Source organism: Amycolatopsis sp. NPDC059235, from assembly GCF_042754125.1.
Classification (GTDB): Bacteria; Actinomycetota; Actinomycetes; order Mycobacteriales; family Pseudonocardiaceae; genus Amycolatopsis; species Amycolatopsis albidoflava.
This window is the reverse complement of sequence record NZ_JBHZAG010000123.1, coordinates 1-21,816: the sequence shown is the minus strand read 5'-3', so window position 1 is coordinate 21,816 and position 21,816 is coordinate 1. Positions and strand designations below refer to the sequence as shown.

General features: G+C 68.2%; 26 protein-coding genes. 22 read left to right on the top strand and 4 right to left on the bottom strand.

Going from position 1 to position 21,816, the window contains the following annotated elements; translation table 11 throughout:
- Window positions 1–201 precede the first annotated feature (201 nt).
- From ACFXI3_RS43090 to ACFXI3_RS43030, 13 genes are all read left to right on the top strand, one after another.
- Window positions 202–852: an L-threonylcarbamoyladenylate synthase gene (locus ACFXI3_RS43090; RefSeq protein ID WP_354743953.1), complete on the top strand. Its 651-nt coding sequence runs from the start codon at window positions 202–204 to the stop codon at window positions 850–852.
- Between the two features lie 91 nt (window positions 853–943).
- Window positions 944–2,101 (top strand): MraY family glycosyltransferase, encoded by a 1,158-nt coding sequence (locus ACFXI3_RS43085; protein WP_344271427.1) that lies wholly within the window; start codon window positions 944–946, stop codon window positions 2,099–2,101.
- Window positions 2,102–2,152: 51 nt separating this feature from the next.
- Complete coding sequence (locus ACFXI3_RS43080) at window positions 2,153–2,644, top strand: hypothetical protein (RefSeq protein WP_344271430.1); 492 nt, start codon at window positions 2,153–2,155, stop codon at window positions 2,642–2,644.
- Between the two features lie 382 nt (window positions 2,645–3,026).
- A complete protein-coding gene (gene atpB, locus ACFXI3_RS43075; protein WP_344271433.1) occupies window positions 3,027–3,812 on the top strand; it encodes a F0F1 ATP synthase subunit A in 786 nt (261 codons plus the stop codon).
- Window positions 3,813–3,870: 58 nt separating this feature from the next.
- Complete coding sequence (locus ACFXI3_RS43070) at window positions 3,871–4,125, top strand: ATP F0F1 synthase subunit C (protein ID WP_037815373.1); 255 nt, start codon at window positions 3,871–3,873, stop codon at window positions 4,123–4,125.
- 28 nt (window positions 4,126–4,153) lie between these two features.
- Entirely contained in the window at window positions 4,154–4,702 is a 549-nt protein-coding gene (locus ACFXI3_RS43065) for a F0F1 ATP synthase subunit B (protein ID WP_344271440.1), read from the top strand.
- Window positions 4,703–4,708: 6 nt separating this feature from the next.
- Window positions 4,709–5,533: a F0F1 ATP synthase subunit delta gene (locus ACFXI3_RS43060; protein WP_344271443.1), complete on the top strand. Its 825-nt coding sequence runs from the start codon at window positions 4,709–4,711 to the stop codon at window positions 5,531–5,533.
- A 54-nt stretch (window positions 5,534–5,587) separates the two neighbouring features.
- Window positions 5,588–7,225 carry a F0F1 ATP synthase subunit alpha gene (atpA, locus tag ACFXI3_RS43055; protein ID WP_344271446.1) on the top strand — a complete coding sequence of 546 codons (1,638 nt, stop codon included), beginning with the start codon at window positions 5,588–5,590 and terminating at the stop codon, window positions 7,223–7,225.
- Between the two features lie 11 nt (window positions 7,226–7,236).
- A complete protein-coding gene (locus ACFXI3_RS43050) occupies window positions 7,237–8,175 on the top strand; it encodes a F0F1 ATP synthase subunit gamma (protein ID WP_344271449.1) in 939 nt (312 codons plus the stop codon).
- Window positions 8,175–9,602, top strand: a complete 1,428-nt coding sequence (gene atpD / locus ACFXI3_RS43045; protein WP_344271452.1) for a F0F1 ATP synthase subunit beta — start codon at window positions 8,175–8,177, stop codon at window positions 9,600–9,602. The genes ACFXI3_RS43050 and atpD overlap by 1 nt, the downstream gene beginning before the upstream one ends.
- Window positions 9,603–9,725: 123 nt before the next feature.
- Entirely contained in the window at window positions 9,726–10,082 is a 357-nt protein-coding gene (locus ACFXI3_RS43040; RefSeq protein WP_344272320.1) for a F0F1 ATP synthase subunit epsilon, read from the top strand.
- A gap of 27 nt (window positions 10,083–10,109) precedes the next feature.
- Entirely contained in the window at window positions 10,110–10,544 is a 435-nt protein-coding gene (locus ACFXI3_RS43035) for a DUF2550 domain-containing protein (protein WP_344271456.1), read from the top strand.
- Window positions 10,545–10,625: 81 nt separating this feature from the next.
- The gene (locus ACFXI3_RS43030; protein WP_378407660.1) at window positions 10,626–10,796 is read left to right on the top strand and encodes a hypothetical protein; all 171 of its coding nucleotides are present in this window, start codon (window positions 10,626–10,628) and stop codon (window positions 10,794–10,796) included.
- Here the strand turns inward: ACFXI3_RS43030 and ACFXI3_RS43025 are convergent, their stop codons facing one another.
- A complete protein-coding gene (locus tag ACFXI3_RS43025; protein ID WP_378407658.1) occupies window positions 10,797–11,840 on the bottom strand; it encodes an alpha/beta fold hydrolase in 1,044 nt (347 codons plus the stop codon).
- Complete coding sequence (locus tag ACFXI3_RS43020; RefSeq protein ID WP_378407656.1) at window positions 11,822–12,388, bottom strand: cob(I)yrinic acid a,c-diamide adenosyltransferase; 567 nt, start codon at window positions 12,386–12,388, stop codon at window positions 11,822–11,824. The genes ACFXI3_RS43025 and ACFXI3_RS43020 overlap by 19 nt, the downstream gene beginning before the upstream one ends.
- A 61-nt stretch (window positions 12,389–12,449) precedes the next feature.
- Here ACFXI3_RS43020 and murA point away from each other — a divergent pair, with 61 nt between their 5' ends.
- Both murA and ACFXI3_RS43010 read left to right on the top strand, forming a co-directional pair.
- Window positions 12,450–13,724, top strand: a complete 1,275-nt coding sequence (murA, locus tag ACFXI3_RS43015; protein WP_344271468.1) for a UDP-N-acetylglucosamine 1-carboxyvinyltransferase — start codon at window positions 12,450–12,452, stop codon at window positions 13,722–13,724.
- Between the two features lie 62 nt (window positions 13,725–13,786).
- Complete coding sequence (locus ACFXI3_RS43010; RefSeq protein WP_378407666.1) at window positions 13,787–14,275, top strand: Uma2 family endonuclease; 489 nt, start codon at window positions 13,787–13,789, stop codon at window positions 14,273–14,275.
- Here ACFXI3_RS43010 and ACFXI3_RS43005 read toward each other — a convergent pair whose 3' ends face one another.
- Window positions 14,276–14,866 carry a TetR/AcrR family transcriptional regulator gene (locus ACFXI3_RS43005; protein ID WP_344271474.1) on the bottom strand — a complete coding sequence of 197 codons (591 nt, stop codon included), beginning with the start codon at window positions 14,864–14,866 and terminating at the stop codon, window positions 14,276–14,278.
- 94 nt (window positions 14,867–14,960) lie between these two features.
- Between ACFXI3_RS43005 and ACFXI3_RS43000 the strand changes: the two genes are divergently transcribed.
- From ACFXI3_RS43000 to ACFXI3_RS42990, 3 genes are read left to right on the top strand one after another with little or no spacing between them, the layout of a single operon-like run.
- Entirely contained in the window at window positions 14,961–15,356 is a 396-nt protein-coding gene (locus ACFXI3_RS43000; protein WP_344271477.1) for a nuclear transport factor 2 family protein, read from the top strand.
- Window positions 15,349–16,155 (top strand): NmrA family NAD(P)-binding protein, encoded by an 807-nt coding sequence (locus ACFXI3_RS42995; RefSeq protein WP_378407653.1) that lies wholly within the window; start codon window positions 15,349–15,351, stop codon window positions 16,153–16,155. Before ACFXI3_RS43000 ends, ACFXI3_RS42995 begins: the two co-directional genes overlap by 8 nt.
- On the top strand, window positions 16,152–17,342 hold the full coding sequence (locus ACFXI3_RS42990) for an alpha/beta hydrolase family protein (protein ID WP_378407651.1): 1,191 nt from the start codon (window positions 16,152–16,154) through the stop codon (window positions 17,340–17,342). Before ACFXI3_RS42995 ends, ACFXI3_RS42990 begins: the two co-directional genes overlap by 4 nt.
- 27 nt (window positions 17,343–17,369) lie before the next feature.
- Here ACFXI3_RS42990 and ACFXI3_RS42985 read toward each other — a convergent pair whose 3' ends face one another.
- A complete protein-coding gene (locus ACFXI3_RS42985) occupies window positions 17,370–17,996 on the bottom strand; it encodes a LysE family translocator (RefSeq protein ID WP_344271486.1) in 627 nt (208 codons plus the stop codon).
- 123 nt (window positions 17,997–18,119) lie between these two features.
- Here ACFXI3_RS42985 and ACFXI3_RS42980 point away from each other — a divergent pair, with 123 nt between their 5' ends.
- The 4 genes from ACFXI3_RS42980 (at window position 18,120) to ACFXI3_RS42965 (ending at window position 21,698) form a co-directional block, all read left to right on the top strand.
- Window positions 18,120–18,665, top strand: a complete 546-nt coding sequence (locus ACFXI3_RS42980) for a hypothetical protein (RefSeq protein ID WP_378407649.1) — start codon at window positions 18,120–18,122, stop codon at window positions 18,663–18,665.
- A 104-nt stretch (window positions 18,666–18,769) separates the two neighbouring features.
- Complete coding sequence (locus ACFXI3_RS42975) at window positions 18,770–19,303, top strand: hypothetical protein (protein WP_378407647.1); 534 nt, start codon at window positions 18,770–18,772, stop codon at window positions 19,301–19,303.
- Window positions 19,304–19,305: 2 nt separating this feature from the next.
- A complete protein-coding gene (locus tag ACFXI3_RS42970) occupies window positions 19,306–19,623 on the top strand; it encodes a DUF6191 domain-containing protein (RefSeq protein ID WP_378407645.1) in 318 nt (105 codons plus the stop codon).
- Between the two features lie 50 nt (window positions 19,624–19,673).
- Window positions 19,674–21,698, top strand: a complete 2,025-nt coding sequence (locus ACFXI3_RS42965) for a protein meaA (RefSeq protein WP_378407643.1) — start codon at window positions 19,674–19,676, stop codon at window positions 21,696–21,698.
- Window positions 21,699–21,816: the final 118 nt, after the last annotated feature.

Sequence of the window (21,816 nt, the reverse complement as noted above, 5' to 3'; positions counted from 1 at the left end):
AGCTGCACCTGCGCGCCGGCTGAGCTTTACCCGATTGTCCGTGAAGGGCTCCTTGTGGGAATCTGATTCCCTCAAGGAGCCCTTCACGGACCTCCGCATCGCGTACCGAGCCGGCCCCTCGCCGGAGCCAGACCGCTCCACCGCCCCGTCGCACATCGGGGCGCTCCGAACCCCTCCGCGCCGGGGGATAGGCTGCCCGTCATGAGTGCGGTCTACGACTGCGGCAAGCGCGAATCCCGAGCCGAAGGCCTGTCCGCGGCGGCTGCCGCGGTGCGGTCGAGCCGGCTGGTCGTCCTGCCGACGGACACGGTGTACGGCATTGGCGCCGACGCGTTCGACTCCGGCGCCGTCCAGGCGTTGCTGCGGGCGAAGAACCGCGGCCCGGACATGCCGGTCGGCGTTCTCGTCGGTTCCTGGTCCACTGTGGACGGTCTGGTGCTCGGCGTTCCGCCGCAGGCGCGCGCGCTCATCGAGGCGTTCTGGCCCGGCGACCTGTCGATCGTGCTGCCGCACGCGCCGAGTCTGCAGTGGAATCTCGGCAACTCGCGCGGCACGGTGATGCTGCGGATGCCGTTGCACCCGGTCGCGCTGGAGCTGCTTCGCGACGTCGGCCCGATGGCGGTGTCGAGCGCGAACGTCTCCGGGCGTCCGCCCGCCTCGACCGCCGAGGAAGCTCAAGAGCAGCTCGGCGATTCGGTGTCGGTGTACCTCGACGGCGGGTCGAGCGGCGAAGCGGTGGCGTCGTCCATCGTGGACCTCACCGGCGACAAGCCGGTGGTGCTGCGCGAGGGCGCGGTCACGAAGGCCGCCATCGCCGAGGTGATCGGCGTCGCCGAGGAGACGCTGGACTGAGCCGGGCAAGTGACTGCCGTTCACCGGCACCGCACGCGGGCGCGGTAGCGTGGCGCGGTGACTCCGACCTCCCGGCGGGCGTGACGCGGTCATGCCTGTAGTCCAAGGACTTCTCCCGATCCGGGAGTACCTGCTCGTCGCGCTGACGGCGACCGCGGTGACCTATCTGCTGACCGGCGTCGTGCGGCGCGTGGCCATCCGGATCGGCGCGATCGCCAACCCTCGCGCGCGCGACGTGCACGTCAAGCCGATCCCGCGGATGGGCGGCGTCGGCATCTACCTCGGGATCGCCGCGGCGATGGGCCTCGCGCACCAGCTTCCCGCGCTCAGCCACGGTTTCGACGTCTCCTACGACGCGGTCGGCGTGCTGCTCGCGGCGGGCGTCATCTCGCTCATCGGCATCCTGGACGACCGGTTCGAACTCGACGCGTGGACGAAGCTCGCCGGACAGGTCATGTGCGCCGGGATCCTCGTCATCTTCGGCGTGCAGTGGGTGTCGTTCTGGGTGCCGTGGGGCGGAAACGGCGATTCCATCGGCTCGGTGCTGGTGCTGGACAAGAACCAGGGCGCGCTGCTGACCGTCGTCATGGTCGTCGTCATGGTCAACGCGATGAACTTCGTCGACGGCCTCGACGGGCTGGCCGGCGGGCTCGGCTTCATCGCCGCGACGGCCACCTGCGCGTTCTCGCTCGGCCTGCTCGACAACGCGGGCGGCGACTTCGGCGCGTACCCGCCCGCGCTCATCGCCGCCGCGCTCGCCGGAGCCTGTCTCGGTTTCCTGCCGTACAACTTCCAGCCGGCAAAAATTTTCATGGGCGACTCCGGATCGATGATGATCGGCCTGATGCTCGCCGGAGCCACCACGTCGGCGAGCGGGCGAGTCAACTACACCCGGTTCTCCGCCTCGGACGCGCTGGCCCTGCTGTCCCCGCTGGTGGTCGTCGTCGCGGTGCTTTTCGTGCCGGTGCTCGACCTCGTGATGGCCGTCGTCCGGCGCACGCGGCGCGGGCAGAGCCCGTTCGCCGCCGACAAAATGCATCTGCACCACCGGTTGCTGGAAATCGGCCATTCGCAACGGCGCGCGGTGCTGCTGATCTATTTGTGGGCCGGAATTCTCTCTTTCGGCGCGGTCTCCATCACGATTTTCGACAGCCCGGTCGTGTTCTGGGCGATTGGCGCGGCACTGGTGATGGCGGTGCTCGTTTCACTGGTGCCGAGACTGCGTTCCCGGCACCGCCACGGCGTGTGAGACCGCGGGCGGTCTATACTGGCGGGTCGAACCGAACGAGGAGCTAATGCAGTGAGCGACACCGAGACGCCGGAGACGACGCCCGAGACGTCCGAGGCCGCGTCCCAGGCCAAGGCTCCGGAGAACCCGCACGCCGCTCCGGTGCGCCAGCTCGCGCGCTCGATGACGCGGGCCTCGCTGCTGTTCACCCCGCCGTTCATCCTGGTCTGCATTGTTCTTTTCACCGTCCTCAACGGACTGCACGGCTTCCTCGGCGCACTGGTCGGCGGCGTGCTGGCGATGGTCGCCTCGCTCTCGACGCTGGGCATGATGAAGGTATCCGCCGGACAGGACCCGTCGCTGGTGATGCTCATCGCGCTCGGCGGTTACGCGGCGAAGGTCATCCTGCTGTTCCTCGCGCTCACTCTGCTCAAGGGCGTCACCGTGCTGCACCCGCTTTCGCTCGGGATCACGATGATCGTCGCCATTCTCGTGGCCGCCGCGGTGGAGTTCGCGACATTCCGCAAAGCGCGTATCCCGACCATCATTCCCGCCTCGAATTGACGGATTCGGGACAAGGGTCCCAGCCGGACCCGGGACCTAGGTCCTGGACCATTCGGCTGGTAAGGAGTACGCCTGTACGGCACTGATTGACCTGCTGGTATGGTCCGCGTCATGGGTGGCGGCCTCGGCCGCGCACTCCCGACGACGAACCGCGATCAGCAGTGTGGCGACCGGATGGTTCCGCCTCTCTCACCTGGTCCGAAGTAGACCGCAGGGCAGTGTTCACGCGAGACATCCCACGTGCGCGGACCGGCTAATGGACTCCGCGCGCGGTGGGTACCGCCGCCTCCGGCGTCCCGATGAGTATCGGGTACGTTAAGTCCAGATCGTGACGATTCCCCCGGCGGAGTGAACGCCGGCCGGGAGAACCGGGAGGAGCCCAGTGGCCGCGCTGGTACTGACCGAGGGTGCGACCTTCGCGCCCCCTGGCGCCGAAAGCTTTGAGCTGCCGCCGTTGTTCGGCTTCGTCACGAAGCCGATGCTTCTGGTGGTGCTCTCGGTGATCATCATCGCGGGGTACTTCCTGCTGGCGACGCGCAAGCTGAAGGTCGTTCCGACCAAAGGCCAGTTCGTGGCCGAGGGCATCTACGACTTCGCGCGCAACAACATCGCCCGCGAGCAGATCGGCTCGAAGGACTTCCAGCGCTTCGTGCCGGTGATCTTCGCGTTGTTCACCTTCATCCTGCTGAACAACCTCTACGGGGTCATCCCGTTCCTGCAGTTCCCCACCATGGCGCGGTTCGGGTTCCCGATCGCGTTGTCGGTGCTCGTGGTTTACCCGATGTACCACTACGTCGGGATCAAGAAGCACGGGCTCGGCGGGTACTTCAAGAAGGAACTCGCGCCCGCCGGCGTCCCCGGCGCGGTGCTTCCGCTGTACGCACTGATCGAGTTCGCGGAAAAGTTCTTCCTGAACCCGCTCACGCTCGCCATCCGTGTTTTCGCGGCCATGTTCGCGGGACACCTGATCCTGGCGGTCTTCACCCTCGGCGGCTCCTTCCTGCTGACCGAGACCTCGAGCATCGCGCTGAAGCCGGTGTCGCTGGTGGCGTGGATCTTCGCCATCGGCCTGACGTTCCTGGAAGCGTTCATCCAGTGCCTCCAGGCGTACATCTTCGCCCTGCTGTCCGCGGGGTACATCGGCGCCGCGCTGGCGTCGGAGCACTGAGAACACCTAAAGACCCCGATCCGCGTGAGTGCGCGGACCGAAGTGAAGGGAAACGCACGTGAGCAACATCGTTCTGGCCCAGCAGGCCGCCGAAGCCGTCAGCATCAACAAGGGCCTCGCCGCGATCGGCTATGGCCTGGGCGCGATCGGCCCCGGCATCGGTGTGGGCCTGATCTTCGCCGCGGTGATCAACGGCACCGCGCGTCAGCCGGAGGCCCAGAGCAAGCTGCAGGGCATCGGTTACGCCACCTTCGTGCTCACCGAGGTGCTGGCCCTGATCGGTATCGTCATCTACTTCATCGCCTCCGCCTGAGTCGTCCGCTCTCGCGTAAGGAGACGTTGTGCTGAAGACCGAAGTGGTGCTCGCATCAGAGAACCCGATCGTTCCGGCGTGGCCGGAAGTGATCCTCGGCATCGTCGCCTTCCTGATCCTGCTGTTCATCCTCAAGAAGTACGTCGTCCCTCGTTTCGAGAAGGCGTACGAGGAGCGGGCGCAGAAGATCGAAGGCGGGATCGAGAAGGCCGAGAAGGCTCAGGCAGAGGCCGAGAAGGCGCTGTCGGAGTACAAGGCGCAGCTGGCGGACGCCCGTTCCGAAGCCGCGAAGATCCGCGACGACGCCCGGCTCGAAGCCGAGCAGATCAAGGCGGAGCTGCGGGAGCAGGCGGAGTCCGAATCCCAGCGGATCGTGGCGCAGGGCCACGCCCAGCTGCAGGCGCAGAAGGCGCAGATCGTCGCCGAGCTGCGGGCCGAAATGGGCCGCAACGCGGTCGAGCTGGCCGGCCGCATCGTCGGCGAGTCGCTCGAGGACGAGGCGCGCCGTCGCGGCACCGTCGACCGGTTCCTCGCGGAGCTGGACACCGCCGGGGCCACTAACGGAGCGGGGAAGTAACCAGAGATGACGCTGCATGCTGCGAGCCGTGAAGCGCTCGACCTCGCCGAGGAACGCCTCGGCGAGGTGCTGGCCGGCGCGGGTGCCGATCCCGCGAAGGTCGGGGACGAGCTGCTCTCGGTTGTCGACCTCCTTGACCGCGAAATCGGCCTGCGCCGCGCGGTCGGCGATTCTTCGGTCGCGCCGGAGAGCCGCCAGGGCCTGGTCCGCCGCCTGTTCGACGGAAAGCTGAGCGAGCAGGCCCTGAAGGTGCTCGACACCGTGGCGGGCAGCCGCTGGTCCAGTCCCCGCGAGCTGGTGGACGGGCTCGAATCGATCGGCCGTTCGGCGCTGCTCACCGCCGCCGAAAAGGCCGGGAACGTCGAAACCGTCGAGTCTCAGCTGTTCCAGGTCGCGCGGATCGTCGCGGGCGCCCCGGAACTCGAGGCGGCGCTGTCCGACCTGACCGCTCCCGCGGAGGCGAAGCGGACCCTGGTCCGCGGGCTGTTCGCGGGCAAGGTCGACGCGGTCGTCGAGACCCTGGTCGAGCAGGCCGTGCAGCGCGCCAAGGGGCGCGGCATCGGCAACGCGCTCGACAAGCTGGTCGCGCTGGCCGCCGAGCGGCGCGAGCGCTCGGTCGCGTACGTGACCTCGGCGAACGCGCTCACCGACGAGCAGCGGGCCCTTCTCGGGACCAAGCTCGACGGCATCTACGGGCGGCCGATCGCGCTGCACGTCGAGATCGACCCGGCACTCGGCGGCGGACTCGTCGTCCGCGTCGGGGACGAGGTCATCGACGGCAGCACCTCCGGGCAGCTGGCGGCCGTGCGCCGCACGCTGAGCCGGGCCTGAGCGGCACTACAGACTTTGCACACTGGACAGAAGAGAAGCGAGAGCGGGAACGAAATGGCGGAGCTGACGATCTCCTCGGACGAGATCGCCCACGCGATCGAGAATTACGTCTCGAGTTACGCCCCTTCCGTGGAGCGGGAAGAGGTCGGCGTCGTCGCCGACGCCGGTGACGGCATCGCCCACGTCGAAGGGCTGCCCTCGGCCATGGCCAACGAGCTGCTCGAGTTCCCGGGCGGCGTGCTTGGCGTGGCACTGAACCTGGACGCGCGCTCCATCGGCGCCGCGATCCTCGGCGACTTCGAGAGCATCGAAGAAGGCCAGCAGGTCAAGCGGACCGGTCAGGTCCTCTCGGTGCCGGTCGGCGAAGGTTACCTCGGCCGGGTCGTCAACCCGCTCGGCCACGCCATCGACGGCCTCGGCGAGATCGAGACCACGACCCGGCGTCCGCTGGAGGTCAAGGCCGCCTCGGTGGTCGAGCGCCAGCCGGTGGCCGAGCCGCTGCAGACCGGCATCACCGCGATCGACGCGATGACCCCGATCGGGCGCGGCCAGCGCCAGCTGATCATCGGCGACCGCAAGACCGGCAAGACCGCGGTCGCGGTGGACACGATCATCAACCAGAAGGCCAACTGGGAGACCGGCGACCCGAAGAAGCAGGTTCGCTGCATCTACGTCGCGGTCGGCCAGAAGGGCTCCACGATCGCCTCGGTGAAGTCGGCGCTCGAAGAGGCCGGCGCGATGGAGTACACCACCATCGTCGCGGCCCCGGCTTCGGACTCGGCCGGCTTCAAGTGGATCGCCCCCTACACCGGCTCGGCCATCGGCCAGCACTGGATGTACGAGGGCAAGCACGTCCTGATCGTGTTCGACGACCTGACCAAGCAGGCCGACGCCTACCGCGCGATCTCGCTGCTGCTGCGCCGCCCGCCGGGCCGCGAGGCGTTCCCCGGCGACGTCTTCTACTTGCACTCCCGTCTCCTCGAGCGTTGCGCGAAGCTCTCGGACGAGCTGGGCGCCGGCTCGCTGACCGGTCTGCCGATCATCGAGACCAAGGCGAACGACGTGTCGGCCTACATCCCGACCAACGTCATCTCGATCACCGACGGCCAGTGCTTCTTCCAGTCGGACCTCTTCAACGCCGGCCAGCGCCCGGCCATCGACGTGGGCATCTCGGTGTCCCGCGTGGGTGGCGCCGCGCAGGTCAAGGCGATGAAGAACGTCGCGGGCTCGCTGCGCATCGACCTGTCCCAGTACCGCGAGCTGGAGGCGTTCGCCGCCTTCGCCTCGGACCTGGACGACGCGTCGAAGGCGCAGCTGGAGCGCGGCGCCCGGCTGTACGAGGTGCTCAAGCAGCCGCAGTACTCGCCGGTTCCGGTCGAGGAGCAGGTCGCCACGGTGTACCTGGGCACGAACGGCTACTTCGACTCGGTCCCGACCGAGGACGTGCGCCGCTTCAACCTCGAGTTCCTCGACTCGGCGCGGCGCAAGCACGCCGAGGTGCTGGGCGCGATCCGCGACACCGGCAAGTTCGAGGACGACACCCGCGACGCGCTGATCGCGGCGGTGAACGAGTTCAAGAAGGAGTTCACCACCTCCGAGGGCAAGCCGCTCGAGTCGAACGCCGACGCGATGGCCGCCGAGAAGGTCGGGCAGGAGACCGTCAAGGTCAACAAGCCCGCCCCGAAGAAGTGAGCTGGTAGCCCATGGCCGCACAACTCCGGGAGCTTCGCTCGCGCATCAAGGCGACGAAGTCGATCGGCAAGATCACCAAGGCGATGGAACTCATCGCCACCGCGCGCATCACCAAGGCGCGCGCGAAGGTCGCCGCTTCCCGGCCGTACGCGGACGAGATCACCAAGGTGCTCTCGGCGCTGGCCGGCGCGGCGGCCAACCTCGACCACCCGCTCCTGGTCGAGCGCCCGAACCCGAAGCGCGCCGCCGTCCTGGTCGTCACCAGTGACAAGGGCCAGTGCGGCGGTTACAACTCCAACGTGCTGAAGGCGACCGAAGAGCTGCTTGCCCTCCTCAAGTCCGAGGGCAAGGACGTCGACGTCTACACCACCGGCAGCAAGGGCCTGAACTACTACCGGTTCCGCAACCGCCCGGTGACCGGCAGCTGGATCGGCTTCTCCGACCAGCCGGGCTACCCGGACGCGGTCGCGGCGGCCGAGACGCTGGTGCAGTCCTTCAACGCGGGTGTCGACGACGCTTCGGGGAACGCGGACGGCGTGCGCGGCGTGGACGAGATCCACGTCGTCTACACCGAGTTCGTGTCGATGCTGACGCAGCGCCCGGTCGCCAAGCGGGTCGCGCCGCTGGAGGTCGAGTACTCCGACGGCACGGACGAGAAGCCGGCCGGTCTGCTGCCGAGCTACGAGTTCGAGCCCAGTGCCGACAAGCTGCTCTCCGCGCTGCTGCCGAAGTACATCAACACCCGGCTGTACTCGGCGCTGCTGGAGTCGGCCGCTTCGGAGCTGGCGGCCCGCCGCACGGCGATGAAGGCCGCGTCGGACAATGCGAACGACCTGGTCGGCACCCTGACGCGGGAGATGAACCAGGCCCGGCAGGCGCAGATCACCCAGGAGATCTCCGAAATCGTCGGTGGCGCGAACGCGCTCACCGCAGCAGGAAGTGATGATTGATGACCAGTACTGAAGCCCCGCGCGCCAAGGGGCGCATCGTCTCGGTGACCGGGCCGGTCGTCGACGTCGAGTTCCCGCGCGGTTCCGTCCCCGACCAGTTCAACGCGCTCAAGGTCGAGATCGAGTTCGAGCAGCTCCGCAAGACGGTGACGCTCGAAGTCGCGGCTCACCTCGGCGACAACCTCGTGCGCACCATTTCGCTGCAGCCGCAGGACGGCCTCGTCCGCGGTGCGGAGGTCACCGACACCGGCGGCCCGATCACCGTTCCGGTGGGCGACAAGGTCAAGGGCCACGTCTACAACGCGCTCGGCGAGTGCCTCGACGAGCCCGGCTACGGCGACGACCTCGAGCGCTGGGGCATCCACCGCAACCCGCCGTCCTTCGACCAGCTCGAAGGCAAGACGGAAATGCTGGAGACCGGCCTGAAGGTCGTCGACCTGCTGACCCCGTACGTGCAGGGCGGCAAGATCGGCCTGTTCGGCGGCGCGGGCGTGGGCAAGACGGTGCTGATCAAGGAAATGATCACCCGTGTCGCCCGCAACTTCGGCGGTACGTCGGTGTTCGCCGGCGTCGGCGAGCGCACCCGTGAGGGCAACGACCTCTTCCTGGAGATGTCCGAGGACGGCGTCATCAACGACACCGCCCTCGTGTTCGGCCAGATGGACGAGCCGCCGGGCACGCGTATGCGCGTCGCGCTGTCCGCGCTGACCATGGCGGAGTACTTCCGCGACGTCCAGAACCAGGACGTGCTGCTGTTCATCGACAACATCTTCCGGTTCACCCAGGCCGGTTCCGAGGTGTCGACCCTGCTGGGCCGCATGCCTTCGGCCGTGGGCTACCAGCCGACGCTGGCCGACGAGATGGGCCAGCTGCAGGAGCGGATCACCTCGACCCGAGGCCGTTCGATCACCTCGATGCAGGCGATCTACGTGCCCGCGGACGACTACACCGACCCGGCCCCGGCCGCGACGTTCGCCCACCTGGACGCCACCACCGAGCTTTCCCGGTCGGTGTTCCAGAAGGGCATCTTCCCGGCGGTGGACCCGCTGGCGTCGACGTCGACGATCCTCGACCCGGCGATCGTGGGCGAGGACCACTACCGCGTCGCCTCCGAGGTCATCCGGATCCTGCAGAAGTACAAGGAGCTGCAGGACATCATCGCGATCCTCGGCATGGACGAGCTTTCCGAAGAGGACAAGCTCACCGTGCAGCGGGCGCGCCGGATCGAGCGCTTCCTGTCCCAGAACATGCTGGTGGCCGAGGCCTTCACGCAGATCCCGGGCTCCACGGTGCCGCTGGCCGAGACCATCGAGTCGTTCGACCGCATCACCAAGGGCGACTTCGACCACTACCCGGAGCAGGCGTTCCTGGGTATCGGCGGGCTCGAGGACCTCGAGAAGAAGTACCACGAGATCACCGGCAAGTGAGTGCGTGAGACCGGCGGGGGCACTGTCCATTGTGGACATCGGCCCCCGCCGTTCTCGTAACCGAAGCAAGACCTATTACACTCGGTGGTGACACCCCGAGCGAAGGAGTGCTACGTGGCTGAGATGTCCGTGGAGCTGGTTGCCGTCGAGCGCCGGCTCTGGTCGGGTACCGCCACCTTCGTGGTGGCGCAGACCACCGAGGGCGAGATCGGCATCATGCCCGGACACGAGCCGGTGCTGGGCCAGCTCGTCGAGGGTGGCGTGGTGAAGGTGAACACGACGGACGGCGACGTGCTGACCGCCGCGGTGCACGGCGGATTCCTGTCCGTCACCGGGACCGGGGTGAGCGTGCTCGCGGAGAGCGCCGAGCTGTCCGACGAAATCGACGTGGCCGCCGCGAAGGCAGCCCTCAGCACCGGCGACGAGGCCGAGCGGACGAGGGCCACGGCCCAGCTCCGCGCGGCTGGACAGTCGGTCTGAGCGGACTAGACGGGCAGGAGCCGGGCCGTGCAGATCGCTGTGGTGGTGCTAGCGCTCCTGATCGTGCTTGTCGTCGTGGTCGGCTGGTACGGCCAGCGGTGGATCCGGATGCGCCGCGGCGGCGGCGTCAGCGTCGCGCTGCGGTGGCGTCCGGACAGTCCCCGTTCGAGCTGGCATCTCGGCCTCGGCCGGTACGAGGGCGAGAAGTTCGTCTGGTACCGGGTGTGGAGCCTGCGCACCGGCCCGGATCGCGTGTTCCAGCGGGAAAGCATGCAGATCGCGGACCGGCGGGACCCGTCCGGTTCCGAGGCGTACGCGGTGCCTGAGGGGTCGACGGTGCTGCGCTGCGAGTCCTCGGACCAGGAAGCTATCGAGATCGCGATGGGGCCGGGTGCGCTGACCGGGTTCCTGTCGTGGCTCGAATCGGCTCCGCCGGGGCGAAGGCTCCCGCGAGCTTCGTGAGTTTTTCAGCCGGGTCCGCCATTGTGGCGGGCCCGGTTTTTGCTTCTCGTACGGCGGGTTCTGCGGCGCTACCCTGGGTGCATGGACGCCCGAGAACGGGAAGACCGCGCCCGCCGGTGGCAGACCTTGCCGAAGCCGGTGCGGCTCGAGGACCTCACTGTCGCCCAGGCTGTCGAACCGGGCCGCGATTCGACGTGGGACGTCGACTACGAGCGTTATTGGGCCGCGCAAGAAGCCAACTGGGCCCGGTAGTCAGAGCCGGGCCGTGACGGCGCGGACAAGCTCGGCGAACCGCGCCGGTTTCTCTCCGTGCACGTTGTGGCCGCTGTCCACCCGGACGACCTCGACGTCGTTGATCAGCGAGGCGATCCGCCGCGCGTCGTCCGCGTCGATCGCGCCTTGCAGGACGCCGTCCTCGCCGTATTTCCAGTTGGCGTGGACGAGGATCGTCGGCGCTTCGATCTTGCGCAGGGTCGCCTCGTGGTCGAACCCTTCGTCCCAGGCACCGGTGTAGAAGGCGTCGCCGAAACGCGGGTCGTAGTGCTCGACCGCGCGCTGCATGTCGTTCCAGCTCGGTGGCATGAAGAACACCGTGATCGGCCGGTCCGGATGCTTCTCCCGCCGCTTGAGCCCGGATCGCACGATCCGGGCCGCGCCGTCGCCGAAGAAGTCCCACAGCTTCTGGTGCTCGAACAGGTAGGCGCCCCAGTCGGATTCGCCGGACCGCAGATACGTGTGGCAGGCGGTGGCGAGATCGACCCAGTTCCAGGTTTTCTCCGCCCGCGGCAGCAGGGTGGTGAACAGCGGCGGGTCTTCCAGCACGAGCGCGCGGACCAGGTCCGGCCGGTTTCCGGCGAGCCAGGCCGCCAGCTGGCCGCCCGACGAATGCCCGGATACGACGACCCGCGTCCCGATGATGTCCTCGACGAACCGGGCCAGATCAGCCCCGATCGCGGCCGCGGTGTACTTCTCCGGCGTCCGGGCGGATCGACCGTGTCCGTGGACGTCGACCGCGTACACCGTGAAGTCCCGCGCCAGTTCCGGCAGCACGCGCGCGTAGCTCTGCCCATCTACGGCCTGTCCGTGGATCAGCAGGAGCGCTGGCTTGTCACCGGCCGGACCTCGGGCGTAATGGAGCTTCGAGCCGTTGACCACCGCGTCGTGTTCGGTGAACCCGGCACGCCGCGTGCGGGCCATCGCCCAGTCGTACGTCTTGAGGTTGCGGGCCGCCCAGCCGCCGGCGGCGAGGCCTGCCGCGGCGGGAACGGCGGCCGCGATCAGCCGCCCGGCTGCCACAGCACGTCGCCGTCCGGATTGGCCAGCCGGGCGAGGATGAACAGCAGGTCCGAGAGCCGGTTGAGGTACTTGGCCGCGATCGGGTTCGAGGTCTCCGGTTCGGCCTCCATCAGCGCCCACGCCGACCGTTCCGCGCGGCGGGAGACCGTGCGCGCCTGGTGCAGGAACGCCGCGCCCGGGGTGCCGCCCGGAAGGATGAAAGACGTGAGTTTCGGCAGCCGCTCGTTGAACTCGTCGCACCAGCCTTCGAGCCGTTCCAGGTACGCCTCGGTGATGCGCAGCGGCTCGTACGGCGGGTCCTCCTGGATCGGCAGGCACAAATCCGCGCCGACGTCGAACAGGTCGTTCTGGATCCGGCGCAGCACTTGCGCGATCTCGTCGGTGAGCCCGCCGAGGGCGATCGCCAGGCCGAGCACGGAATTGGCCTCGTCGGTGTCGGCGTAGGCGGACAGCCGGGCGGAAGTCTTGGGCACCCGGGAGCCGTCGCCGAGCGCGGTCGTGCCGCTGTCGCCGACCTTCGTGTAGACCCGGTTGATACGAACCACCATACGTTCGACTCTACCGGCCCGGGTTCGGGCAAAACTGGGCGAGAGGGCATGATTGGCGGCCATGAGCGAGCACTTCGACGTGCATGGCGGAGCCCGGCTGGTCGGCGAGGTCGACGTGGTCGGCGCCAAGAACAGCGTGCTGAAACTGATGGCCGCGGCACTGCTGGCCGAAGGCACCACGACCATCACGAACTGCCCGCAGATCCTGGACGTCCCGCTGATGGGCGACGTCCTGCGCAGCGTCGGCTGCGAGGTGGAGATCGAGGGCGACACGGCGCGCATCACCACGCCCGCGGAGCTGTCGCACCGCGCCGATTCGGCGGCGATGGGCAAGCTGCGCGCGTCGGTGTGCGTGCTGGGCCCGCTGGTCGGCCGCCTGAAGCAGGCGGTCGTCGCGCTGCCCGGCGGCGACGCGATCGGCCAGCGTCCGCTGGACATGCACCAGAACGGCCTCCGCAAACTCGGCGCGACGAGCACCATCGAGCACGGCTGCGTCGTCGCGAAGGCCGAAACGCTGGTCGGCACCCAGATCTGGCTGGACTTCCCGAGCGTCGGGGCGACCGAGAACATCCTGATGGCGGCCGTGCTCGCCGAGGGCACGACGGTGATCGACAACGCCGCCCGCGAGCCGGAAATCGCCGACATCTGCACGATGCTGACCGAAATGGGCGCGAAGATCGAGGGCGCGGGCACCTCGACGCTGACCGTCCACGGCGTCGAACAGCTGAACCCGACCGAACACCGCGTGATCGGCGACCGCATCGTAGGCGCGACCTGGGCGTTCGCCGCCGCGATGACCCGCGGCGACCTGACCGTGCGCGGCGTGAACCCGCACCACCTCGACCTGGTCCTGGACAAGCTGCGCCTGGCCGGCGCGGAGGTGACGACCTACGACGACAAGGGTTTCCGAGTCGTCCAGCCGGAACGCCCGAAGGCGGTGGACTGGGTGACCTTGCCGTACCCCGGTTTCGCCACCGACCTGCAGCCGTTCGCGGTCGCGCTGTCGGCGGTGTCCGAGGGCACGTCGATGATCACGGAAAACGTGTACGAGGCCCGGTTCCGCTTCATCGAGGAAATGATCCGATTGTCCGGCGACGCCCGCACGGACGGCCACCACGCGGTGGTCCGGGGCGTGGAGAAGCTGTCGAGCGCGCCGGTCTGGGCCTCAGACATCCGCGCCGGGGCCGGGCTCGTGCTGGCCGGGCTGTGCGCGGACGGGGTGACCGAGGTGTGGGACGTATTCCACATCGACCGCGGGTACCCCCATTTCGTGGAGAACCTGAACCGGCTGGGCGCGCGGATCGACCGGGTGGCGGGAGAGCCGGAGCGGGCTTGAGCGGCGGCCGCACCGCGGCTGATTACGCGGAGTGGGACGAAGAGCGCTGCCGGGAGATCTAGATCGTCGACGGCGCAGTTCGTGATCGGCCAGCACGGTCGCGAACGCATCAGAGAATCATTCGGCGGCTGTCCCGCGGACTCGAATCAGCCTGCGGAAATGATCTCGCCGTGGAATTCGACGTCGACCTCCGGCTGCGCGATGTTCCGTTGCTGAACCGACGGCCGGATTTGGTCGTTTACGACGCTGATCTGCCTGTCGACGCGGTGCTCCGGCCGGAGCACTGCCGCCTTGTCGTCGAGGTGATGTCGCCAGGCTCGATCACTGTCGACCAAATCGACAAGCCCGCCGAGTACGCCGCTGCCGGAATCCCGCAGTTCTGGCGGATCGAGAACACCACCGACGAGGTCGGCGGGCTCACTGTCTTCTGCTACCGGCTCGACGCGACCACTCATTCCTACGTGCCGACCGGCGCACACCAGGGCACGCTCCGGGTCGCCACTCCGGTCGAGGTGTCAGTGGAGTTGACAACCTGCTCTGAGCGGCGGTGATTACGCGCGCAACGCGCGCACCACCAGGTCCGTCACCTGATCCAAATACCCTTCCTCCGCCGGAACCCCGCGCACGATCAGCCGCCAGTAAACGATGCCCGGCCCCAGGTCCAGCGCCATCTCGATATCCGTGTCCGCCGGGATCTCCCCGCGCTCGATCGCCCTGGTGAACACCGCCCGGTTGATCGCCCGCCGCGGTCCGCCGATTGCTTCGCGGGCGAATTCGGCCATTGCCGGGTTTTGGCGGGCTTCCGCGATCAGCCCGGGGAAAATCCGCGAAAACCGCGGATGCGCGATCCAGCCGTAAAGCGCCTCCAAGGTGGCTCGGATATCGCCGCGCAAGCTGCCGGTATCCGGGTCCGCCGCGCGTGCCAGGCTGAATTCCGCGATGACCGCGCCGATCATTTCGTCTTTCGACCGCCAGCGCCGATACAGCGCGCTTTTCCCGACCCCCGCGCGTTTCGAGACCGCTTCCATCGACAGCCTTCCGAAGCCGTGATCGGCCAGCTCGTCGATCACGGCTTCGGTGATGGCGTAGGTGACGTCGGGCTGCAGCACGGCAGCTCCGGTCGGCGTCCGGCGGGTCGTCATGCCGATGAGCATAGCGGGTGGACGATACGGTCCCGTCCCGTGTACGTTGGCGTCGAGACGATACCGTCTCGTCCGTTCCTGAGGAGGGGGTCCGATGCCACTCATCGATCACGCGCTCGACCTGCTGGTCCAGCACGACATGGCCGGATTCGTGCAGCTGTTCGCCGAAGACGCCGTGCTCGAGTTCCCGTTCGCCGCGCCCAGCGAGCCCAAGCGCGTCGAAGGCCGCGCCGCTCTGGCCGAGTACCTGCGCGACTACCCGAACCTGTTCGACGTGCGCGAGGTCGCCGCCAAGCGCGTGCACCAGACGACCGATCCGGAGGTCTCGATCGCGGAGTTCGAACTGGCCGGCATCGCGGTCGCCACGCAGAAGCCGTATCGCCTGGGCTACGTCGTGGTGCTGACTGTCCGCGATGGCCTGATCCACCGCTATCGCGACTACTTCAGCCCGCTCGCGGTGATCGACGTTCTCGGGGTTCCGGGTGTCTGACGTCCTCGTGCTCGGCTCGACCGGCACCACCGGCAGCCGCGTCGTGCGCGGTCTCGAGGCCGCCGGGGCACGTGCTCGGGCGGCGACTCGGAATCCCGTTAAGCCAGGCCAGATCCGCTTCGACTGGGACGAGCCAGCGACATACGGCCCCGCGCTGGCCGGGGTCTCGGCGGTCTATTTGATCGCCCCGGTCGCGGCCGATCCGCAGCCGCTCGTCGAGGAGTTTCTCAGCCACGCGCCGGACGCACGGGTGGTCCTGCTCAGTTCGTCCTCCGTGGACGAACACACTCCGGTGGTGGGCGGTCTGCCTGGCTTGGTCCGCCGTCAGCCGGGCTGGGCGGTGCTGCGGCCGTCGTGGTTCATGCAGAACTTCACCGCCGGGCACCTGGTCGGCGACAGCGCCCGCGCGGGCCGGATCGTGACCGCGACCGGCGACGCCAGGGTGGCGTTCGTGGACGCGGGCGACATCGCCGCGGTCGCCGTTCGCGCGCTGCTCGACCCGCAACCGCACAACACCGACCACCTCATCACCGGTCCGCGCGCGCTCAGCTACCACGAGGCCGCCGAGATCGTCGGGAAACGGCTCGGCCGTCCGGTCGTGCACGCTCCGGTTCCCACCCTTGAGTACCAGCGATTCCTGGTCCGCGACGGCCTTCCCGAGTCGTACGCCGAAATGCTCGCCTTGCTGGACGAGGCGATCCGCGGCGGCGCCGAGGACCGCGTGACCGACACCGTCGAGCGAGTCGCCGGACGACCCGCCCGTGACTTCCGCACTTTCGCGAAAGAGGAAATCCGATGAAGCCGCTGCTGTTCGAAGACGACCCGCAATTCTGGTTCGAAACCCTGATCGCCCTTGGCGAGATCGCCTACGGAGGCGCGGATTTCGGCGAGGTCGTCGCCACCGCGTCGACCATCAAGTCCGGTGACTACGACAGCTGGCACGACGCGTGGCTCGCCACCGCCGAACGGCTCTATGCCGAAGCCGCCACCATGCACCCGGTCAGCGCGCGCGACGCGTACCTGCGCGCCTCGACGTACTACCGCCGCGCCGAGTTTTTCTTGCACGGCAACCCCGAAGACCCGCGGATCAACTACGCCTACGAGCGCAACGTCGAGTGTTTCCAGCGTGCGGTGGAGACGGTCGACTACGTCGAACGGATCGAAATCCCCTACGACGGCCACGTCTTGCGCGGCTACTTCTACCGCGCTCCCGGCGACGGCCCGAAGCCGCTTCTGGTGGCGCACAACGGCTTCGACGGCAGCGCCGAGGACCTGCACTTCATGGGCGCGACGGCGGGCCAGGAACGCGGCTACCACGTGCTGACCTTCGACGGCCCCGGCCAGCCCAGCGCCGTCCACCGCGACGGGATGCTGTTCCGCCCGGACTGGGAGCACGTCGTCAGCCAGGTGCTCGACTACGCGCTCGCTCTCCCGGAGGTGATCCCGGAGAAGGTCGCGCTGATCGGCTGGAGCCTGGGCGGGATGCTCGCGCCGCGCGCCGCGGCGTTCGAGCCGAGGCTGTCGGCGGTCGTCGCGGTGGACGGGCTCTTCGACGCCGGCGCGGTTTTCGTGGAGCAGCTTCCGTGGGACCGCGACGAGGTCGTCCGCCGGGCGAAAGCGCCGGAGGACCCTGAGCTGGACGCTTTTCTAGCCGCCGCGCGGGAACAGAGCCCGACCGTGCGCTGGGCGCTGAGCCACGGCCGCTACGTGATGGGTGGCGCGACCGATCGCGAGTTCCTGGCGAAGTACCTCGAATACCACCTGTACGACGGCGTGGCCGAGCGCATCACCTGCCCGGCGCTGATCTGCGACGCTCCGGAGGACCTGTTCTTCACCGGTCAGCCGCAGCAGTTGTACGACCGGATCAGCGGCCCGAAGAAGCTGCTGAACTTCACCGCCGAGGAGGGTGCGGACGCGCACTGCCACGTCGGCGCGATGCGGCTCGCGAACGGCCGCATCTACGACTGGCTGGACGAGGTTCTCTGAACCGCTCTGAACCGCTCTGAACCGGGATCAGGCTTCCAGGGCCAGCGCCGCGCCGAAGCCGACCAGCGCGGTGCCGGTCACCCCGTCCAGCGCCCGGCGCACCTTGCGGCGGCTGAGCCACGCGCGGACCCGATGCACGAAGAACAGGAGGACCAGCAGCCAGATCGTGCCCAGCACGGCGACCGTGTACGCGAGCACCAGCGCGTCCCAGGTCGTCGTGCGCACCGGGTCGAGGAACTGCGGCAGCACCGACAGGTACAGCACCAGCACCTTGGGGTTCGTGATGTTCGACAGGAATCCCTCGCGCCACCGCCGGAAGCCGCTGGCGCGCTTGCGCTGGGGGTCGGCGACCGCGTCGTAGTTGCCGCGCCAGGCGCCGCGCAGCGCCTGGATGCCGAGGAAGAGGAGGTAAGCAGCGCCGAGCCACTTGAGCGTGAGGAACACCGGTTGCGAGCGGGCGATCACCACGCCGAGCCCGAGCGCCGCGGCGGTGCCCTGCACCGCGTTGCCGGCGAAGATGCCGGCGGTGGCCAGCAAGCCGCCGCGCGCCCCGCCGGACAGTGCGTTCTTCAACATCACCATCGTGTCCGGCCCCGGCGCGAGCACGATGAGGACCACGATCACCAGATAACTGCCGTACCCGCTCCACGTCACGTCTGACCACGGTAGATCCCGGATCGGCCGACGTCTCGCGGATTTCCGTCACACCGGTTCCGGCCGGCCGGGCAACCCGGGCGAACCGGACGGCGTGCACTCTTCGGGAGCGAGGAGGGCGTCATGTACCCACTGGCCGAGGATGAACAGCTGCTCTGGTCCGGGCGGCCGCAGCGCTACGTGCGCCGGTACGCGGACTACCAGAATTACGTCGCAGTGGCGGTGGGCTTCGGAACGATCGTCGCGACCGGCATCGTCGGCATCGTGATGTTCGACATCGATCCCGTCACGTTCAGCTTGTGGCCGAGCTTCTTCGTCCTGGCGATCGCGCTGATCGCCGAACAGAACCGGCAGCGGAGGGTGCTGTTCGGGGTCCTCACCTACCTGGTGACCGACCGCCGGATCGTCTTCGTCGCCGACCGTCCGGGCGGCATCGAGTTCCGCTGGGTGTGGCTTCCCGACCTGGCCGCCCCGCGGGTTCGTGACCACGGTGACGGCACCGGCACGGTCGGCTTCGGGACGCCCCTGCGCGTGCGGCTGCGTGCCCAGAGGTTCCAGGCGCGGTCGTTGCTCACGACGATGGTGCCCGAACTGGTCGCGATCGAGGATCCGGAGCGCGTCGCCGAGTTGATCGCCCGGAACGCTCCGCGCACCCCGGCCGCTGGGTAGAACATGCCCGGATCGCTCGCCGCCGCGGCACCCAATAATTCCGACCCGCCGGGCAACCCGGGCGAACCGGACGGCGTGCACTCTTCGGGAGCGAGGAGGGCGTCATGTACCCACTGGCCGAGGATGAACAGCTACTCTGGTCCGGGAGGCCGCAGCGCTACGTGCGGCGCTACCGCGACTACCACTACTACGTCACGGTGGGGATCCTGCTCGTCGCCGCCGCGGGGCTGGGCGCCGCACTGAACCTGAGCACCTGGAGCATGATCGGCTGGATGGTCGTGCTCGCCATGGCCGTCGCCACCGGGTACGAGCGGAACCGTGAGCGGCGCGGCTTCATCGCCGTGACGACGTACCTGGTCACCGACCGCAGGCTGATTTTCGTGTCGGAGTCGCCGCCGGGCATCGAGTTCCGCTGGGTCCAGCTCGCTGACCTCCGTCCGCCGCGGGTGCGCGACCACGGCGACGGCACCGGGACGATCGACTTCCACCCCACGGCCAGCGAATGGCTGCGAGACCAGGGCTACCGGTCGCGGCCCGCTTGGTACCCGATGTTGCCGGAGCTGATGGCGGTCCCGGACGCCGCCCAAGTCGCCGATCTGATCGCCCGGAACGCTCCGCGCAGCCCGGTCGTTGGCTAACCATGCTGCTGACCTTGCTGGGTCTCTCGCTGCCGGTCGCCACCATCGTGCTGCTGATCGTCGGCGGCTGGGAACTGCGGCGCAAGACAAAGCCGTCGCGGCTCAAGGCGCGGCTGTCCTCGACGTACCTCGACGAGGTCACCGCGTTCCTCTACGGCACCAAGCGCAACGAGCTCGAGCACCGCGATTCGGTCGAGATGACCCTCGAGGAGGAAGCGCAGGGAGCGCCGCCGCTGGGTACCGTCGACCTCGACCGCGGGGTAGTGGTCGTCCGGCCCGGCGCGTCACCCGGGCGTGGCCGATTCCACTCCGCCGATTAAGTTACCGGCGGGTACACTCGGGCGGTCGTCTCGGCGAAGAGAGGTGCACCGTGCCGTACCCCACCGACCACGAGCGCGACCGGCCCTGGGTGATGCGCACCTATGCGGGTCATTCGTCCGCCGCCGCGTCCAACGAGCTTTACCGGCGGAATCTCGCCAAGGGGCAGACCGGGTTGTCGGTCGCCTTCGATCTTCCGACGCAGACCGGCTACGACCCGGACCACGTGCTCGCGCGCGGCGAGGTCGGCAAGGTCGGCGTCCCGGTCTCGCACATCGGCGACATGCGGCAGCTGTTCGACGGCATCCCGCTCGCCGAGGCGAACACCTCGATGACCATCAACGCGCCCGCGATGTGGCTGCTCGCGCTGTACGTTTCGGTGGCCCGCGAACAGGCCGAGGCCGAGGGCCGCGACGTCGACGAGGTGCTGGCGAAGCTCACCGGCACCACGCAGAACGACATCATCAAGGAGTACCTGTCCCGCGGCACCTACATTTTCCCGCCAGGGCCGAGCCTCCGGCTGATCACCGACATGATCGCGTGGACCGTGCACCACGTGCCGAAGTGGAACCCGATCAACATCTGCAGCTACCACCTGCAGGAAGCGGGTGCGACGCCGACGCAGGAGGTCGCGTACGCGCTCTGCACCGCGATCGCCGTGCTGGACGCGGTGCGCGACTCCGGCCAAGTCGACCAGGCCGACATGGAGAAGGTCGTCGCGCGGATTTCGTTCTTCGTCAACGCGGGCGTCCGGTTCGTCGAAGAGATGTGCAAGATGCGTGCGTTCACGCAGCTGTGGGACGAGCTGACGCGCGAGCGCTACGGCGTCGAGAACCCGAAGGCGCGCCGGCTGCGGTACGGCGTGCAGGTGAACTCGCTCGGGTTGACTGAGGCGCAGCCGGAGAACAACGTTCAGCGGATCGTGCTGGAGATGCTGGCGGTGTCGCTGTCGCGGGGTTCGCGGGCCCGGGCGATTCAGCTGCCTGCTTGGAATGAAGCGCTGGGGTTGCCGCGACCGTGGGATCAGCAGTGGGCGTTGCGGATGCAGCAGGTGCTCGCGTTCGAGACGGATTTGCTGGAGTACGAGGACATTTTCGACGGGTCGCGGGTTGTCGAGTCCAAAGTGGACGAGATCGTGGCCGGGGCTCGGGAGGAGATCGCCCGGGTGCAGGATCTCGGCGGGGCGGTGGCCGCGGTCGAGAGCGGGTATATGAAGTCGCAGCTTGTTTCTTCTCTCGCGGAGTATCGGCGGGGGATGGAGAGCGGGGAGCGGGTTCTCGTCGGGGTGAACAAGTTCGAGACGACCGAGCCGTCGCCGTTGCAGGCGGAGGGGGCTCAGGCGATCGAGACTATTGATCCCGCGGTGGAGAAGGCCGCGGTTGGCGCGGTGGAGAAGTGGCGGGAGGAGCGGGACAACTCCGCTGTCGCTGCTTCTCTTGCCGCGTTAAAGGATGCTGCTGGTACTTCGGATAATTTGTTCGAGGCTACTTTGGAGTGTGCTCGGGCCGGGGTGACTACTGGGGAGTGGTCCGGGGCTTTGCGGGAGGTGTTCGGGGAGTATCGGGCGCCTACCGGGGTTTCTGCCGCAGCTGCTGCCGGGCAGGGGGATCCGGAGTTGGAGCGGGTCCGTGAATTGGTTCGGCGCACTGAGTCCGAGATGGGTGAGCGGCTGCGGATTCTTGTCGGGAAGCCTGGGTTGGACGGGCATTCCAACGGGGCTGAGCAGGTTGCTGTTCGGGCTCGGGATGTGGGGTTTGAGGTTATTTACCAGGGGATTCGGCTGACTCCGGATCAGATTGTCGCGGCTGCGGTGCAGGAGGGGGTGCACGTGGTTGGGCTTTCGGTGCTTTCCGGCTCTCACCTCGAGGTCGTGCCGCTTGTCGTTGACGGGTTGCGGGCGGCTGGGGCTGGGGATATTCCGCTGATTGTGGGTGGGATTATTCCGCCTGATGATGCTGCTTTGCTGACCGAGCGGGGGATTGCTCGGGTGTTTACGCCTAAGGATTACGAGTTGACTGACATTATGGCTGGGATTGTGGAGTTGGTTCGGGAGCGGCACGGGTTGAGCGTGGGGTAGCCCTGCCTCGTCGCCTGGCGGCGACATTGGCACGTTGGTTGCGTGGGGCACCCCGAAGCTGATTGTGACTACGGCGCGGGGGTGCTTGTCAAGGCGGGAAAGATGCCTTGACAAGCAC

Excerpts from the sequence above, each read along its gene's own strand:
- ACFXI3_RS43000 (WP_344271477.1), top strand. The coding sequence starts at position 14,961 with ATGCCACTCATCGATCACGCGCTCGACCTGCTGGTCCAGCACGACATG.
- ACFXI3_RS43020 (WP_378407656.1), bottom strand. The coding sequence starts at position 12,388 with ATGGTGGTTCGTATCAACCGGGTCTACACGAAGGTCGGCGACAGCGGC.
- ACFXI3_RS43090 (WP_354743953.1), top strand. The coding sequence starts at position 202 with ATGAGTGCGGTCTACGACTGCGGCAAGCGCGAATCCCGAGCCGAAGGC.
- ACFXI3_RS43060 (WP_344271443.1), top strand. The coding sequence starts at position 4,709 with ATGACGCTGCATGCTGCGAGCCGTGAAGCGCTCGACCTCGCCGAGGAA.
- murA (WP_344271468.1), top strand. The coding sequence starts at position 12,450 with ATGAGCGAGCACTTCGACGTGCATGGCGGAGCCCGGCTGGTCGGCGAG.
- ACFXI3_RS42980 (WP_378407649.1), top strand. The coding sequence starts at position 18,120 with ATGTACCCACTGGCCGAGGATGAACAGCTGCTCTGGTCCGGGCGGCCG.
- ACFXI3_RS43085 (WP_344271427.1), top strand. The coding sequence starts at position 944 with ATGCCTGTAGTCCAAGGACTTCTCCCGATCCGGGAGTACCTGCTCGTC.
- atpD (WP_344271452.1), top strand. The coding sequence starts at position 8,175 with ATGACCAGTACTGAAGCCCCGCGCGCCAAGGGGCGCATCGTCTCGGTG.
- ACFXI3_RS42970 (WP_378407645.1), top strand. The coding sequence starts at position 19,306 with ATGCTGCTGACCTTGCTGGGTCTCTCGCTGCCGGTCGCCACCATCGTG.
- ACFXI3_RS43040 (WP_344272320.1), top strand. The coding sequence starts at position 9,726 with ATGTCCGTGGAGCTGGTTGCCGTCGAGCGCCGGCTCTGGTCGGGTACC.
- ACFXI3_RS43050 (WP_344271449.1), top strand. The coding sequence starts at position 7,237 with ATGGCCGCACAACTCCGGGAGCTTCGCTCGCGCATCAAGGCGACGAAG.
- ACFXI3_RS43030 (WP_378407660.1), top strand. The coding sequence starts at position 10,626 with ATGGACGCCCGAGAACGGGAAGACCGCGCCCGCCGGTGGCAGACCTTG.
- ACFXI3_RS42990 (WP_378407651.1), top strand. The coding sequence starts at position 16,152 with ATGAAGCCGCTGCTGTTCGAAGACGACCCGCAATTCTGGTTCGAAACC.
- ACFXI3_RS42975 (WP_378407647.1), top strand. The coding sequence starts at position 18,770 with ATGTACCCACTGGCCGAGGATGAACAGCTACTCTGGTCCGGGAGGCCG.
- ACFXI3_RS43005 (WP_344271474.1), bottom strand. The coding sequence starts at position 14,866 with ATGACGACCCGCCGGACGCCGACCGGAGCTGCCGTGCTGCAGCCCGAC.
- atpA (WP_344271446.1), top strand. The coding sequence starts at position 5,588 with ATGGCGGAGCTGACGATCTCCTCGGACGAGATCGCCCACGCGATCGAG.